Below are 15,473 nucleotides of genomic sequence, written 5' to 3' on the forward strand. Positions count from 1 at the left end.
GACCTGATGGGCGCAGCCTGAAGACTTCCTCAACATCTGTCCCCCTGACGACCATCGCCCGCGAGTGGGGACGGATCGGGTGCGTCGGGTTCGGCGGCCCGCCGGCCCACATCGCGCTGCTGCGCGAGCTGTGCGTGGACCGGCGCGCGTGGATCCCGGCCCAGGACTTCGAGGACGCGATCGCGGCCGTCAACCTGCTGCCCGGCCCGGCCTCGACGCAGCTGTCGATCTACTGCGCCAACCGCCTGCGCGGCCGCCTCGGCGCGCTGGTCGGCGGCCTCTGCTTCATCGTCCCCGGCCTGATCCTGATCCTGGCGCTCGCCGCGCTCTTCCTCGCCGACGACCCGCCGCGGGCGCTGAAGGGCGCGGGCCTCGGCGCGGGGGCCGCGGTCGCGGCGGTCGCGGTCCGCGCGGGCCTGGACCTCATCGGCCCGAGCTGGCGGCGCGGCGGGGAGGAAGGACGGCGCCCGACGCTGCTGCTGCTCGTCGCCATCGGCGGGCTGGCCGCCGCGACGATCGGCCCGTGGCTGGTCCTCGTGCTGCTCGGGTGCGGCGCGGTGTCGCTGGCGGCGCGCCGCCGGACCGCGCTGGTCGCCGTCCTGCCGGCGGCCGCGGTCCTCGGCAGCGGCCTGTCGTGGACCGCGCTGAAGGTCGGCGCGCTCTCCTACGGCGGCGGCTTCGTGATCATCCCGCTCATGCGGGGCGACGCGGTCGACGCCCACCACTGGATGACCGACGCCCAGTTTCTCAACGCGGTCGCGCTCGGCCAGGTCACGCCCGGGCCGGTCGTCCAGACGATCGCGGTCGTCGGCTACGCGGTCGGCGGCGTCGGCGCCGGGCTGCTCGCCGCGCTCGTCGCGTTCTCGCCGTCGTTCCTGTTCATCCTGGTCGGCGCCGACCGCTTTCACGGGCTGCTGGCCAACCGCGACGTCCGCGCGTTCATCGACGGCGCCGCGCCCGCGGCGCTCGGCGCGATCCTCGGCTCGGCGGTCCCGCTCGCGCTCGCGCTCGACCACGGCTGGCAGGCGGCGATCCTGGCCGCCGCGGCGGTCGCGCTGCTGGCGCTCCGGCGCGGCGTCGTCGGGGTGCTGGTGGCCGCCGGCATCGCGGGCGCGCTGGTCCACGCCCTCGCCTAGCCGTCGTGGGGCCGGTCGACGCGCAGCGCCGGCAGCTCCCACAGCTCCCGGATCTCGGCCAGCGTCAGCCCGGCCTCGCGCACCTCGCCGATCACGCGGATGCGCTCGACCACGCACGCCGGGTAGCGCGTCGGCCGCCCGGGCCGCCGCACGCCCACGGGCAGGAGCCCGGCGCGCTCGTAGTACCGGACGTGCGAGACCGCGACGCCCGCGCGGCGGGCGATCTCGGCCACCGTCAGCTGCTCCTCCGTGATTCTGCTCAAGGGACCCTTATCGTGTGCGAAGCTTGCGCATGATAGTGCGCGCCGACGCGGTCCTGGACGTGGATACGGCCGGCCGGCATGAGCCCGACGCGCGGGTCGAACGGCGCGCTAGACCTCCAGCTCGGGCCGCAGGCGCCCGATCGTCCACACCCGTTGGCGCGAGACCGCCCACGTCGCCACGGCCAGCGCGCCGAGCAGGAACGCGACGGTCACGACCAGGTCGCGCGTCAGGACGCCGGGCTCGCCGCCGGAGATCGCGTGGCGGAAGGCGTCGATGGTGTAGGTCATCGGCAGGATCGGGTGGATGACGTCGAAGAAGCCGGGCGCGATCTGCAGCGGGTACAGGCCGCCCGCGCCGCCGAGCTGGAGCACCAGCAGGATCAACACCACCACCTCGCCGACCGCGCCGAGCGCCAGCCGCAGCGCGTGCACGATCGCGGTGAACGCGAGCACGGTCAGCCACAGCAACCCCAACAACAGCAGCGGCCGGTCGGCGTGCAGCCCCAGCAGCGCCTCCAGGACCCCGAACATGACGGTCGCCGCGCCGGCGCCGACCAGCGCCGCCGGCAGCCACGCGCCGACCGCCACCGTGCGCGACGGCAGCGTCGAGGCCAGCGCCTCGCCGCCCACCGGCCGCAGCAGGATGTAGGCCACGAGGCCGAAGACCCACAGTCCGATCGACAGGAAGAACGGCGCGACGCCGCGCCCGTAGACGCCCGCCGGGTGCAGGTTGGAGGTCGCGACGGTCACCGGGTTGGCGAGCACGTCGGCGTCGCGCGAGCGGTCCGCGGCGCTCGGCGACGGGATCTTCTTGTAGCCCTGCCGCAACTTGGTGGCCAACGTGCCGGCGCCCGACTGGAGCCTGCTCGCGCCCGAGGACAACGACTTGGCGCCGTCGTGCGCGTCGCCGATCCCGGACTCGAGCTTCTTGGCGCCGCTCGCGACCTGGTGGGCGCCCGTGTTCAGCTGGTCGATCTTCTTGACCGCGGCGTCGAGCTGCTGGTTGGTCGCCTGCGACGAGGACCGCAGCCGCCTGACCGCCGGGTCGTCGGCCAGGTCGGGATGCGCGGCCAGCAGCGCGGCGACCGCGGCCTTCGCGCGCGAGCGCACGTCGGCGGCCGCCCGCGACGCGGCGTCGGCGGTGTCGGCCAGCTCCTGCGTGCCGCCCGCGACCTGGTCGGCGCCGTCGGTCAGGTCGCCCGCGCCGGATTGCAGCGTCGCCAGCCCGGACGACAGCTTGCGCGCTCCCGTGTGCAGCTCCTTGGCGCCGTCGCGCAGCTGCCCCGCGCCGTCGGCCGCCTCCTTGAGCTGCGAGCGCAGCTCGGTCAGCGATCCGAGCGTCGCCTCGACGTACGCGCTCTGCGCCGCCGCGTTGACCTGCGACTGCAGCTCGCTGCGCGCGGTGGCGGCGATGATGCCCACGATGTAGTTGTTGGCGTCGTCCAGCTCGATGTCCAGCCGCGCCCGCTCCGGGGGGCCGGACGCCACGCTGGACAGCCGCGAGGAGAAGTCCTCCGGCACCGTGATCGTGAACAGGTAGTCGCCGGACTTCAGCCCGCTGTGCGCCCGGTCGGCGTCGACGAAGTGCCAGTCGAACTGCCGCGACGCCTTCAGCTGGGCGACGAAGTCCTGGCCCGCGTGCACGGACTTGCCCTGGGCGGTGACCGGCCGGTCCTCGTTGACGACCGCGACCGGGATCTTCTTCAGGTGCCCGTAGGGGTTCCAGCTCGACCACAGGTACACGCCCGCGTAGAGCGACGGGACGATCAGCAGGAACGCCAGGCCCGCGCGCCGCAGCGAGCCGCGGAAGCGCCGCAGCTCGTAGAGCGCGAGGCGCAGCGCGGTCACGGCGCGGCCACCTCGCTCGCGCCGGGGGCCAACGACACCACCGTCGCGCCCGCCGCGCGCGCCGGTCGGGCGTCGGTCGTCACGCCGATCACCGCGACGTCGCCCAGCGCCGCCAGCGCGCGCCACACGCGCTCCTCGTCCTCGGGCACCAGCCCGCGGTCGACGTCGTCCATGACGAGCACCGGCCGCCGCTCGCTCGCCGCCAGCGCGACGTCCAGCAGCGCGCGCCGCACCGCGCTCAGCGCGTGCAGCGGCACCGCCTCGGGCTCCGCGACGCGCGCGGGCGCGCCGCCCGACAGCAGCGCGCGCTGCGCGACCGCCTCGCCGACCGTCCACAGCTCGTCGAGGTCCAGCAGCGCGTCGGCGCGCGCGACGGCGACCCTGCCCCGGATCTCGCGCGGCGCCGTCGCGCCCGCGACGGCCAGCGTCCCGCCGGCCAGGGCGTAGCGCCCGGCCAAGGCCAACAACAACGACGTCCGCCCGCTGCCGCCCGGGCCGGTCAGCGCGACGACCTCGCCCGGACCCGCGCGCAGCGACACGGGCCCGAACACCACCCCGCGCGGGCCGGTGGCCAGCAGGTCGTCGGCGACGACGACCGGCGGCGGGGGCGGCGGCGGTTCGGGCGCGTCGCTCACGGCTCCCGCCGCATCGTCTCCCACTCCTTGTGGTACAGGTACGCGCGGAACGCCAGGCGCGTCAGGTCCTCCTCCAGCTCCGGCAGCCGCGCGGTGTCGCCGCGCCGGATCGCGGCGTAGACCACTTCGAGGATCCCGCCGGTCACGAACACCGGCGTCAGCTCCGACAGGTACTTCTCGGCGCCCGCCTGCGCGCGCGGGATCTGGTCGACGACCGGGAAGAACGCCTCGATCGTCGCGTCGCGCTTGGCCAGGCCGCGCGGCCCCGAGCCCAGCACCTCGACGATGCACATCCGCGCGAACGCGGGCTCGGCGGCCAAGAACCTCAAGAACTCGCCCAGCAGCGCGCTGACCTGCTGCTCCCACGGCTCGTCGGCCACGGCCGCCAGGCCCTTGGCCATGCGGTCCATCAGGAGCGCGGAGATCGCGTCGTAGGCGGCCAGGAAGCAGTCTTCCTTGTCGCTGAACAGCTCGTAGAACGTCTTGCGCGAGACGCCGGCGTACTCGGTGATGTCCGCCACGCGCGTCGACGCGTAGCCCTTCTCGGCCACGACGTTGGCGATCGCGTCCAGCAGCCGCTCGCGCTGGTTGGAGGCGATGAACGCGCGCGACAGCCCGTGCCGCCCCTTGGGCAGCTGCTGCGTGACGGCCCCGCCGCCCGAGAGCGGCAGCGGCGACGGCACGGCGGGCTCGTGCTCTGGGCTCATGGCGCGGAGATGCCCTGTCCTAGTCGGTTCCGAACAGGCGGTCGCCGGCGTCGCCCAGACCGGGCCGGATGTAGCCGCGCTCGTCCAGGCCGCGGTCCAGCACGCCCGTGAGGATCGGCACCTCGGGATGGGCCGCGCGCACCGCCTCGACGCCCTCGGGCGCGGCGATCAGCGACACCAGCCGGAGGTCGTGCGCGCCGTTGGTCCGCATCCGGTGCAGCGCCGCGGTGGCGCTGCCGCCGGTGGCGAGCATCGGGTCGACCACGAAGACCGTCGAGGTCTCGATGCCCTCGGGCAGCGACTCGTAGTAGTCCTCGGGCTGCAGCGTCTCCTCGTTGCGCCGCATGCCGAGGTGGCCGACCGACGCGCTGGGCACGTAGCGCAGGAAGCCGTCGACCATGCCCAGCCCGGCGCGCAGCACCGCGACGACCATGACCGGCGCCGGCCGCAGCCCGGTGGTCTTCTCCAGCGGCGTCTGGACCTCGACCGCGCGCGTCGGCACGTCGCGCAGCGCCTCGTAGGCGAGCATCGACGACGCGTCGGCCATCGCGGCGCGAAACGCCTTGCGGCTCGTCGTCGCGGCGCGCAGCTCGGTGATGGCGCGGGCCATCACGGGGTGGTCGACGACACGGAGACCTTCCATCTAGGGCGCAACCGTAGACCATGCGGAGGACCGTGTAGCTTGGCCCGGCGAGATGGACGCACCCAGACGCAACGTCGAGCTGAAGGCCCGCGACCGCGACCCGGAGGCGACGCTGGCCGCCGCGCTCGGCCACGGGGCCGTCGACCAGGGCGTGCTGCGCCAGAAGGACACGTACTTCGCGGCGCGCGAAGGGCGGCTGAAGCTGCGCGAGGAGGACGACGGCGCGACGCTGATCGCCTACGCGCGCGCCGACGCCGCGACCGCGCGGACCAGCGCCTATCACTTGGTCGACGTGCCCGACCCGGCCGCGCTGGCCGCCGCGCTGGACGCGTCGCTGGGCACGGTCGTCGTGGTGGAGAAGCGCCGCCGCCTGCTGCTGTGGGAGGACGTGCGCATCCACCTCGACCGCGTCGAGGGGCTGGGCACGTGGGTCGAGCTGGAGGCCGTGGCCCCGGCGGGCTCCGACCTCTCCGACGAGCACCGCAAGGTCGCGGAGCTGCGCGCGGCCCTCGACATGGGCGACGAGGACGTCGTCGCCCAGGGCTACGCCGCGCTGCTGCTCGCCCGGGGCGCGGCGACCGACCGCATGGTGTCGCTCGCGCGCCGAGCGATGGAGCGCGCCTACGCGCCCTACTCGAACTTCCACGTCGGCGTCGCGCTGCGCGACGAGGCCGGCGCGCTGCACTTCGGCGCCAACGTCGAGAACGGCGCCTACCCGCAGGGCAACTGCGCGGAGGCGTCGGCGATCGGCGCGCTGGTGACCGCCGGCGGCCACCGCATCGAGGAGGCCGTCGTGATGGGCGACACCGCGCTCATCGTGCCCTGCGGCGGCTGCCGCCAGCGGCTGTCGGAGTTCGCCGACGCCGACACGCCGATCCACCTCGCCGGGCCGGAGGGCGTGCGCAAGACCGTCACGCTCGCCGACCTGCTGCCCTACGCGTTCGACCTGGAGGAAGCGCAGAAGTGAGCGACACCCGCGCCAAGACCCTGACCACCGCGGCCGCCGACGCCGTCCGCGAGGCCGCGGGCGACGCGTTCGTCGCGCCGCGCCTGGGCCTCGTCCTGGGCTCCGGCCTCGGCGGCCTGGCCGACAGCGTCGAGCACGCGACCGCGATCCCCTACGCCGACCTGCCCGGCTTCCCGGTCGGCTCGGTCGTCGGCCACGCCGGGCGCCTGGTGCTCGGGACGCTGGAGGGCACGCCGGTCGTCGTCCTGCAGGGCCGCGCCCACCTCTACGAGGGGATCCCCGCGAGCGACCTCGCGGTCCCGACGCGGACCGTCCGCGCGCTCGGCGCCGAGACGCTCGTGCTGACCAACGCCGCCGGGTCGCTGAACCCGGAGGCCGGCCCGGGCGAGTTGATGGCCTTGAACGACCACATCAACCTGATGGGCGCCAACCCGCTGATGGGGCCCAACGACGACGCGATCGGCCCGCGCTTCGTCGGCCTCGGCGACGCCTACGACCTCGACCTGCGCACGGCGCTGCACGCCGCCGCCGAGGCCGAGGGGATCGACCTGCACGAGGGCGTCTACCTCGCGGTCGCCGGGCCGTCGTTCGAGACGCCCGCCGAGATCCGCGCGTTCAAGGTGCTCGGCGCCGACGCGGTCGGGATGTCGACGGTGCCCGAGGTGCTCGTCGCCCGCCACTGCGGCCTGCGGGTCGCGGCGGTCAGCGCGATCACCAACCTCGCGGAGGGGCTGGGCGCCGAGGTGCTGACCCACGAGCACACGCTCCAGAACGCGGCGCGCGCCGCCGAGAAGCTCCAGCGCGTCCTGCGCCGCTTCGTCAAGGACCTCGCCTGATGCGCGCGGTCAAGGAGCTGCTGCGCGCCAAGCGCGACGGCGGCACGCTCACCGCCGACGAGCTGCGGTTCATCGCCACCGGCATCGGCGACGGCACGCTCTCCGACGCCCAGTGCGCGGCGTTTGCGATGGCGGTCTTCTTCCGCGGCCTGGACGCCGACGAGCTGCCCGCGTTCACGCTCGGCATGCGCGACAGCGGCACGGTCCTGGACTGGTCCGACGTCGACCGCCCGGTGCTCGACAAGCACTCGACCGGCGGCGTGGGGGACAAGGTGTCGCTGATCCTCGCGCCGCTGATCGCCGCGTGCGGCGGCGCGACGCCGATGATCTCCGGCCGCGGCCTCGGCCACACCGGCGGCACGCTGGACAAGCTGGAGACGATCCCCGGCTACGACGCGACGCCGGACGCGGCGACGATGGCCCGGGTCGTCCGCGAGGTCGGCTGCGCGATCGGCGGCCAGACCGACGACCTCGCGCCCGCCGACCGCAAGCTCTACGGCATCCGCGACGCGACCGGCTCGGTCGAGGCGATCCCGCTGATCGTCTCCTCGATCCTGTCCAAGAAGCTCGCCGCCGGCCTCGGCGGGCTGGTGATGGACGTCAAGCACGGCAACGGCGCGTTCATGGCCGACTACGACGACGCCCGCGCGCTGGCCCGCGCGCTCGTGGACGTCGCGGTCGCCGCCGGCCTGCCGACGGTCGCGCTGATGACCGACATGAACCAGGTGCTCGGCCGCACCGCGGGCAACGCGCTGGAGGTCCGCGAGTCGATCGCGATGCTGACCGATCCGGACGGCGCCGACCCGCGGCTGATGGACGTCACGCTCCAGCTCACGCGCGCGCTGCTGGACCTCGGCGGCCTGGGCGACGCCGACCCCGAGGCCGCGCTGCGCTCCGGCGCCGCCGCCGAGCGCTTCGGCGCGATGGTCGCCGCGCTGGGCGGCCCGAGCGACATCATGGACCGCCCGGACGCCCACCTGGAGACCGCGCCGGTCGTGCGCGAGGTCCACGCCGAGGCCGAAGGGATCGTCACCGCGCACGACACCCGCGCGCTCGGCCTGGTCGTCATGGAGCTGGGCGGCGGGCGCAAGGTCGAGTCCGACGCGATCGACCCGGCGGTCGGCCTGGCCGACGTCGCCGGACCGGGCGCGGCGGTCGGACGCGGCGGCCGGCCGCTGGCGGTCGTCCACGCGCGCGACGAGGACGCGGCCGACGCGGCGGAGGCCGCGGTGCGCGCGGCGATCGCCGTGGGCGACGCCGGGGCGGGCGGGTCCGACTCCCGCCCCGTCGTCGCGGAGGTCCTGCGATGAAGCCCGACGTCGCCGCCGTCCCCAAGGCCGAGCTGCACGTCCACCTCGAGGGCACCGCCACGCCGGACCTCATCCGCCGCCTGGCGGCCCGCAACGGCGTCGCGCTGCCCGAGGAGCGGCTGTTCAACCCCGACGGGACGTTCCGTTGGAACGACTTCCTGCACTTCTTGCAGTCCTACGACATCGCGGCCTCGGCGATCCGGACCGGCGCCGACTACCGCGACGTCACCTACGAGTACCTGGCCGCGTGCGCGGCCGAGGGCGTGGTCTACGTCGAGCTGATCGCCAGCCTCGACCACGGCAAGAACGTCGGCCTGCCCGACGACGAGCACCTCGCGGGCATCGCCCAGGGCATCGACGACGCCCGGCGCGACCACGGCATCACCGGCCGGATCATCTCCTCGATCGTGCGCAACTTCGGCGTGGCCGACTGCGAGGACGTCGCCCGGCGCACGGTGGCGCTGGACCATCCCTACGTCGTGGGCTTCAACATGGCGGGCGACGAGGCCAACTTCCCGGCCTCCGACTACGCCCGCGCGTTCGCGATCGCGCACGAGGCGGGCCTGGGCTGCTCGGTCCACGCGGGCGAGCACGCGGGCCCCGAGTCGATCCGCGCCGCGCTGGAGCTCCCCGGCGTCGTGCGAATTTCTCACGGTGTTAGGGCGGTCGAGGACCCGGACCTGGTGTCAGAGCTCGCGCACCGTCAGATCGTGTTGGAGGTCTGCCCGACCTCGAACGTCGTGCTCGGCGTCTTCGGCTCCTACGAGGAGCACCCGTTGGGCCGTCTGCGGGACGCCGGCGTCCCGGTCACGTTGGGATCAGACGATCCACCGTACTTCGGCACGACCATCGGTCGGGAATACGAATTGGCGCACGAACGTCTCGGATGCGACCTCGACGACCTCCGCCGGATCACCGAAACCGCGCTGAATGCGGCCTTCTCGGACACAGAAGGTGTGGTCAACCGACCAGACCGCCGCGCGGATCTGTAAGTTCTCGCGGCGGCCAAGGGTCGGTCGCACTGTCCCTCCGCAGTCCCGTTCAACCCCAGAGGGAGATCCTCGCAAGTGCGCGCACGTTCCACCCGCCAGGCCATCGCCGCCATCGGCGCCGCCGGCGTTCTCATCCTCGCGGCCGGCTGCGGCAGCAGCGACAACGACAACAAGTCGTCGTCGTCCGGCAGCAGCACCGCCGCGTCCACCCAGGCCTCCACCGGTCCCAAGATCAAGGTGGGCCTGGTCACCGACATCGGCGGCCTCAACGACCGCTCGTTCAACGCCCTGGCCAACAAGGGCCTCCAGGACGCGCAGTCCCAGCTGGGCGTCGACGGCCGGGTCCTGACGTCGAAGTCCAACGCGGACTACGTCCCCAACCTGTCCACGCTGGCCCAGCAGAAGTACGACCTCGTCATCGGCGTCGGCTTCCTGATGGCCGACGCGGTCGACACGGTCGCCAAGAAGTTCCCGAACACCAAGTTCGCGATCATCGACGTCGACGCGACGACGCTCAAGGGCAAGCCCAAGAACGTCGAGGGCCTGCTCTTCAAGGAGCAGCAGTCCGGCTACCTGGCGGGCTACCTGGCCGGCCTCTACGCCAAGGACAACAACATCAAGGTCGTGTCCTCGGTCGGCGGTCAGAAGATCCCGCCGGTCGACCACTACATCGCCGGCTACCAGGCCGGCGCCAAGGCCGCCGACCCGTCGATCAAGACGCTCAACGCCTACTCCCAGGACTTCGTCGACCAGGCGAAGTGCAAGGAGATCGCGCTGAACCAGATCGCACAGGGCTCGGGCGTCGTCTTCCAGGTCGCCGGCCAGTGTGGCCTCGGCGCGCTGGACGCCGCCAAGGAGAAGGGCAAGCAGGGCATCGGCGTCGACGCCGACCAGGCCTACCTCGGCTCGTACATCCTGACCTCGGCCATCAAGAAGGTCGACGTCGCGGTGCTCGACACGGTCAAGCAGGTCCAGGACGACAAGTTCACGGGCGGCGTCAACACGACGTTCGACGTGTCCAACGACGGCGCGGGCCTGGGCAAGATCAGCGCGGCGGGAGCGAAGTACCAGTCCGAGATCGACGCGCAGACGGCCAAGCTGAAGGACGGCTCGGTCACCCCGCCGGACACGGTCAAGTAAGACCGGTCTGACGCCGTACCCTGGCGCACATCGTGACGCCACCTGACGCATCCGGTGCCGCGGGCCTCGCGCTCGAGCTCCGCGGCATCACCAAGCGCTTCGGCGCCCTGACGGCCAACGACGCCGTCGACCTCCAGCTGCGGCGTGGGGAGATCCACGCCCTGCTGGGGGAGAACGGCGCCGGCAAGTCCACGCTGATGAACGTGGTCTACGGCATGCTGACGCCCGACGAGGGCGAGATCCTCGTCGACGGCCAGGCCGTGTCGATCGGCTCGCCCCGCGAGGCGATGGACCACGGCATCGGCATGGTCTTCCAGCACTTCATGCTGATCCCGGTCATGACCGTGGCCGAGAACCTGGTCCTCGGCAACGAGGGCAAGGCCAAGCGCGGCCTGCTCGACGTCGCGGGCGCCCGGCGGCGCACGCGCGAGCTGTCGGAGCGGTACGGCCTGCGGGTCGACCCCGACGCGCGCGTCTCGGACATCTCGGTCGGGATGCAGCAGCGCGTGGAGATCCTGCGCGCGCTGGATCGCGGCGCGAAGATCCTCGTGCTCGACGAGCCGACCGCGGTGCTCACCGCGCAGGAGACCGCCGAGCTGGTCGAGGTGCTGCGCGGGCTGCGCGACGCCGGGACCTCGGTCGTCTTCATCACGCACAAGCTGCACGAGGTCCTCGAGGTCGCCGACCGCGTCACCGTGCTGCGGCGCGGCCAGACGATCGGGACGATCGACACCGCGGGCGCCGACGAGGCGTCGCTGGCGCGGATGATGGTCGGCCGCGACGTCGTCCTGCGCGTCGAGAAGGAGCCGTCGAAGGCCGACCCGTCCCAGGCGCCGCTGCTGGAGCTGGAGGACCTGCACGTCACCGACGAGCGCGGCCTGCCCGCGGTGGACGGCGTGTCGCTGGCCGTGCGGCCGGGCGAGATCGTCGCGGTCGCGGGCATCGACGGCAACGGGCAGTCCGAGCTGATCGACGCGATCAGCGGCCTGCGCGGCGTCGACTCCGGCCGCGTCCGCCTCAAGGGCCAGGACATCACCAACTGCACGCCGCGCGAGGCCCGCGAGGCCGGCGTCGGCCACATCGCCGAGGACCGCCACGCGCGCGGCCTCGTGCTCGACTTCTCGCTGGCCGAGAACCTGGCGCTCAACGACTACCGCCGCGACACCCGCTTCGGCCTCCTGAACCCGAAGCGGATCGTCGGGGCCGCGCACCAGCTCCTGAGGGAGTTCGACGTGCGCGGCGGCGGGCCGTCGACGCCCGCGCGCTCGCTGAGCGGCGGCAACCAGCAGAAGGTCGTCATCGCGCGCGAGATCTCCGGCAACCCGGAGGCCTTGATCGCCGCGCAGCCCACGCGCGGCCTGGACGTCGGCGCGATCGAGTTCGTGCACAAGCGCCTGCTCGCCGAGCGCGACGCGGGCCGCGCGATCCTGCTGTTCTCGTTGGAGCTGGACGAGGTCCGCGCGCTCGCGGACCGGCTCCTCGTGATCTACGACGGGCGCATCGTCGGCGAGCTGCCGCCGACGGCGTCCGATGAGGAGCTGGGCCTGATGATGACCGGCAGCGGGGCCGCCCGCGCATGAGCGACGTCACGCCGCCGGGCGGGCCGGGTCCGTCCCAGCAGCCCGAGTACGACCTCGGCCAGGGCGCGACCGTCGGCTCGCGCCTCACGACCGCGCTGAAGGCCGGCGGGGTCGTCGCGCCGATCCTGACCGTCGTCGTCGCGTTCATCGTCGGCGGCCTTGTCGTGCTCATCACGGGGCACAACCCGTTCGACACCTACAAGGCGATCTTCGACGGCACCGGCCTGCAGTGGCTGTTCCCGTGGACGTCGGGAGCCGACCGCGACACCGCCGCGGTCAACCTCCAGCAGACGCTGCTGATCACCGGGCCGCTGATCCTGCTCGGCCTCGCCGTCGGCTACGCGTTCCGCGCCGGCCTGTTCAACATCGGCGGCCAGGGCCAGTACATCGTGGGGTCGATCGTCGCGGTGTGGAGCGGCTCGTCGTGGGCCGGGATGCCGCACCTGCCGCACGTCGTGCTGTGCATGCTGCTGGCCACCGCCGCCGGCGCGGCGTGGGCGGCGATCGCGGGCGCGCTGCGCGCGTTCACGGGCGCCAACGAGGTGATCACGACGATCATGCTCAACTGGATCGCGATCTGGCTGGGCGTCTACCTCTTCTCGCTCGGCGGGCCGCTGCAGAACTCCTCGCAGCCCGACGTGCCGATCTCCAACGACGTCGTGCCGAGCGCCAAGCTGCACGTCTTCTGGGGCGACCCGGAGCTGCAGGGCCTGCACATCGGCATCTTCGTCGCGGTCGCCGCGGCGGTCGTCTACTGGGTGCTGCTCAACCGCTCCACGAAGGGCTACGAGGCGCGGGCGGTCGGCTTCAACCCGGAGGCCGCGCGCTACTCCGGCATCAAGGTCGGCAAGACCTACGTGTTGGTCATGGGCACGTGCGGCGCGCTGGCCGGCCTGGCCGGGTCGCTGGACGTCCTGGGCTGGCAGTTCCACCTGGCGACCAACGACATCCAGACCACGCAGCTGGCGTTCCTGGGCATCGCGGTCGCGCTGCTGGGCCGCAACACGGCGATCGGCACCTGCCTGGCCGCGCTGCTGTTCGGCGCGTTGGTCAACGGCACCTCGGTGCGCAACCTCGACCCACAGGTCTTCGAGCCCGAGCTGGCCCAGAACCTCACGACGGTCATCCAGGGCCTGGTCGTGCTGTTCGTCTCGGCCGACGTCCTCATCTTGATGATCTACAACAAGCTCCGGCCGAGGCGCCGGCGCGCGGCGGCCGCCGGCGAGCCGGTGGAGGCGGGGGCATGAGCAGCCCGGCGACGGATCGCATCGCCAACGCGCTGCGGGCGCCGGCCGACGGACCGCGGGGCAAGCTCACGCCCCCGGCCTGGATCGGCTGGGGCGGCGTCGCGCTCGGCCTGATCGCGTTCCTCATCACGCTGCCGCCCTTCGAGGTGCGCACGGTCGTGCCGTCGATCGTCCTGGCGGTCATCGGGATCTTCTGCGGCATCGTCGCCGTGCGCGGCGGCGAGAAGCGCGTCGGCGGCGGCGCGATCGTGGCGTCGGTGCTCGGCGCGCTCGGCGGCTACGCGGCGTCGCGCTCGGGCGTCTCGCACCTGGAGGTCGTGGTCTCCTGGAGCGCGCTGCTGGCCGCGATGCTGCGCTACGCGACGCCGCTGACGTTCGCCGCGCTCGGCGGCCTGGTCAGCGAGCGCTCCGGCGTCGTGAACCTCGCGCTCGAGGGCATGATGTTGATGGGCGCGTTCTTCGGGGCCTACGGCGCCGACAAGACCGGCTCGTGGGTCGGCGGCATCGTCATCGGCGTGCTCGCCGGCATGGCGCTGGCGGCGGTCCACGCGGTCTTCGCGATCTCGCTGCGCGCCGACCAGATCGTCTCGGGCACCGGCCTGAACTTCGTCGCGCTGGGCCTGACGGGCTACCTGTACGTCCAGGAGTACGGCGACCAGGGCACGCCCGACAACCTGCCGGCGGTGCCGGAGATCAAGCTGCACACGGACTCGCTCGGGTTCATCGGGCAGGCGATCGACCAGCTCAGCCTGCTGGTGTGGGGCTCGCTGCTGGCCGTGGTGCTCGTGTGGCTGGTCGTCTTCCGCACGCGCGCCGGCCTGCGGCTGCGGTCGGTGGGCGAGAACCCGAAGGCGGCGGAGACCGTCGGCATCGGGGTCTTCCGCGTCCGCTACGCGGCGGTGATCGCCTCGGGCGGCCTGGCCGCGCTGGGCGGCGTGTTCCTGTCGATCGGCTTCGTGCACTCGTTCTCGCAGAACATGACCGCGGGCCGCGGCTTCATCGCGCTGGCCGCGCTGATCTTCGGACGCTGGCGTCCGGGCGGCCTGCTGGCGGCGACGTTCCTGTTCGGCTTCTCCAGCGCGCTCGCGCAGCGGCTGCCGGAGTTCTCGCCGCAGCTGGCGACGCTCTTCCAGGCGCTGCCCTACCTGCTGACGCTGATCGCGGTCGCCGGGCTGGTCGGCGCGTCCAAGCCGCCGGCGGCCGACGGCGTGCCGTACACGCGCGAGGGCAAGTAGGCCCTCGCGTGGGATCGCTCTAACCTGGTTCCCATGACGGCGATGAGGACGCTGCCCCACGTCGACCGCGTCGGGGTGTCCGAGCGCGTGGCCGCGCTGGGCAAGCGGTCGATCAAGGGCGACGCCAAGCAGCAGGGGCTGCTGCTGGCGATCTCGATGCTCGACCTGACGACGCTCGAGGGCGCCGACACGCCCGGCAAGGTCCGGCAGCTGGCGGCCAAGGCGGTCACGCCCGCGCCGCAACTCCCGGAGGTGCCGTCGTGCGCGGCGGTCTGCGTCTACCCGACGATGGTCGGCGCGGCACGCGACGCCGTGGCGGGCACGGGCGTGCACGTCGCGTCGGTGGCCACGGGCTTCCCGGCCGGGCAGACGCCGCTGGCCACGCGCCTGGAGGAGGTGCGCCAGGCCGTCGCCGACGGCGCCGACGAGATCGACATGGTGATCTCGCGCGACGCCTACCTGCGCGGCGACGACGCGCAGGTCGTGTCGGAGATCGAGCAGATCAAGGACGCCTGCGGCGCCGCGCACCTGAAGGTCATCCTGGAGACCGCCGAGTTGGGGTCCTACGACCACGTCCGCCACGCGTCGATGCTCGCGATGGACGCGGGCGCGGACTTCATCAAGACCTCGACCGGCAAGGCGCCGGGCGGCGGTGCGACGCCGGGGACCATCTTGGTGATGTTGGAGGCGATCCGCGACTACGTGCAGCGCACCGGCCGCGTGGTCGGGATGAAGCCGGCGGGCGGCGTCTCCAACGCCAAGGCCGCGCTGGCCGTGCTCGTGCTGGTCAAGGAGACGCTGGGCGACGAGTGGCTGACGCCGGACCGCCTGCGCATCGGCGCGTCGTCGGTGCTCAACGACCTGTTGATGCAGTACGCGAAGACCCAGACCGGCCGCTACGGGCGCGCCGAGGACTTCTCGAAGGAGTAGACGG

Annotated in this window: 15 protein-coding genes; 10 read left to right on the top strand and 5 right to left on the bottom strand. The window is 73.2% G+C overall.

Annotation, left to right across the window (positions count from 1 at the left end; genetic code table 11):
• Positions 1-17: 17 nt before the first annotated feature.
• Entirely contained in the window at positions 18-1,136 is a 1,119-nt protein-coding gene (locus VFG42_RS10030) for a chromate transporter (protein ID WP_349260409.1), read from the top strand.
• On the opposite strand, the gene VFG42_RS10035 is transcribed toward VFG42_RS10030, so the two are convergent.
• The 5 genes from VFG42_RS10035 to upp form a co-directional block, all read right to left on the bottom strand.
• Positions 1,133-1,399 carry a MerR family transcriptional regulator gene (locus VFG42_RS10035; protein WP_324907887.1) on the bottom strand — a complete coding sequence of 89 codons (267 nt, stop codon included), beginning with the start codon at positions 1,397-1,399 and terminating at the stop codon, positions 1,133-1,135. The two genes, VFG42_RS10030 and VFG42_RS10035, sit on opposite strands and share 4 nt — an antisense overlap.
• 108 nt (positions 1,400-1,507) lie before the next feature.
• Positions 1,508-3,247: a YhgE/Pip family protein gene (locus VFG42_RS10040; protein ID WP_324907890.1), complete on the bottom strand. Its 1,740-nt coding sequence runs from the start codon at positions 3,245-3,247 to the stop codon at positions 1,508-1,510.
• Positions 3,244-3,882, bottom strand: a complete 639-nt coding sequence (locus tag VFG42_RS10045) for an ABC transporter ATP-binding protein (protein WP_324907892.1) — start codon at positions 3,880-3,882, stop codon at positions 3,244-3,246. Before VFG42_RS10045 ends, VFG42_RS10040 begins: the two co-directional genes overlap by 4 nt.
• A complete protein-coding gene (locus VFG42_RS10050; protein ID WP_324907894.1) occupies positions 3,879-4,589 on the bottom strand; it encodes a TetR/AcrR family transcriptional regulator in 711 nt (236 codons plus the stop codon). The genes VFG42_RS10045 and VFG42_RS10050 overlap by 4 nt, the downstream gene beginning before the upstream one ends.
• 19 nt (positions 4,590-4,608) lie before the next feature.
• Positions 4,609-5,232: a uracil phosphoribosyltransferase gene (upp, locus tag VFG42_RS10055; RefSeq protein ID WP_324907896.1), complete on the bottom strand. Its 624-nt coding sequence runs from the start codon at positions 5,230-5,232 to the stop codon at positions 4,609-4,611.
• Positions 5,233-5,284: 52 nt separating this feature from the next.
• Here upp and cdd point away from each other — a divergent pair, with 52 nt between their 5' ends.
• The 9 genes from cdd (at position 5,285) to deoC (ending at position 15,469) form a co-directional block, all read left to right on the top strand.
• Complete coding sequence (gene cdd, locus VFG42_RS10060) at positions 5,285-6,199, top strand: cytidine deaminase (protein ID WP_324907898.1); 915 nt, start codon at positions 5,285-5,287, stop codon at positions 6,197-6,199.
• Complete coding sequence (locus VFG42_RS10065) at positions 6,196-7,035, top strand: purine-nucleoside phosphorylase (RefSeq protein ID WP_324907900.1); 840 nt, start codon at positions 6,196-6,198, stop codon at positions 7,033-7,035. Before cdd ends, VFG42_RS10065 begins: the two co-directional genes overlap by 4 nt.
• Positions 7,035-8,345 (top strand): thymidine phosphorylase, encoded by a 1,311-nt coding sequence (locus VFG42_RS10070; RefSeq protein WP_324907902.1) that lies wholly within the window; start codon positions 7,035-7,037, stop codon positions 8,343-8,345. Before VFG42_RS10065 ends, VFG42_RS10070 begins: the two co-directional genes overlap by 1 nt.
• Complete coding sequence (gene add, locus VFG42_RS10075) at positions 8,342-9,337, top strand: adenosine deaminase (RefSeq protein WP_324907904.1); 996 nt, start codon at positions 8,342-8,344, stop codon at positions 9,335-9,337. Before VFG42_RS10070 ends, add begins: the two co-directional genes overlap by 4 nt.
• 75 nt (positions 9,338-9,412) lie before the next feature.
• Positions 9,413-10,477 carry a BMP family ABC transporter substrate-binding protein gene (locus VFG42_RS10080; protein ID WP_324907907.1) on the top strand — a complete coding sequence of 355 codons (1,065 nt, stop codon included), beginning with the start codon at positions 9,413-9,415 and terminating at the stop codon, positions 10,475-10,477.
• Between the two features lie 32 nt (positions 10,478-10,509).
• Entirely contained in the window at positions 10,510-12,057 is a 1,548-nt protein-coding gene (locus tag VFG42_RS10085; RefSeq protein ID WP_324907909.1) for an ABC transporter ATP-binding protein, read from the top strand.
• Positions 12,054-13,304, top strand: coding sequence for an ABC transporter permease (locus VFG42_RS10090; RefSeq protein ID WP_324907911.1), 1,251 nt, complete (start codon positions 12,054-12,056; stop codon positions 13,302-13,304). Before VFG42_RS10085 ends, VFG42_RS10090 begins: the two co-directional genes overlap by 4 nt.
• Positions 13,301-14,539 carry an ABC transporter permease gene (locus VFG42_RS10095; RefSeq protein WP_324907913.1) on the top strand — a complete coding sequence of 413 codons (1,239 nt, stop codon included), beginning with the start codon at positions 13,301-13,303 and terminating at the stop codon, positions 14,537-14,539. The genes VFG42_RS10090 and VFG42_RS10095 overlap by 4 nt, the downstream gene beginning before the upstream one ends.
• 42 nt (positions 14,540-14,581) lie before the next feature.
• Positions 14,582-15,469 carry a deoxyribose-phosphate aldolase gene (gene deoC, locus VFG42_RS10100; protein WP_324907915.1) on the top strand — a complete coding sequence of 296 codons (888 nt, stop codon included), beginning with the start codon at positions 14,582-14,584 and terminating at the stop codon, positions 15,467-15,469.
• Positions 15,470-15,473: the final 4 nt, after the last annotated feature.

Origin of the sequence: Baekduia sp., from assembly GCF_035685985.1 — a bacterium.
GTDB lineage: Bacteria > Actinomycetota > Thermoleophilia > Solirubrobacterales > Solirubrobacteraceae > Baekduia.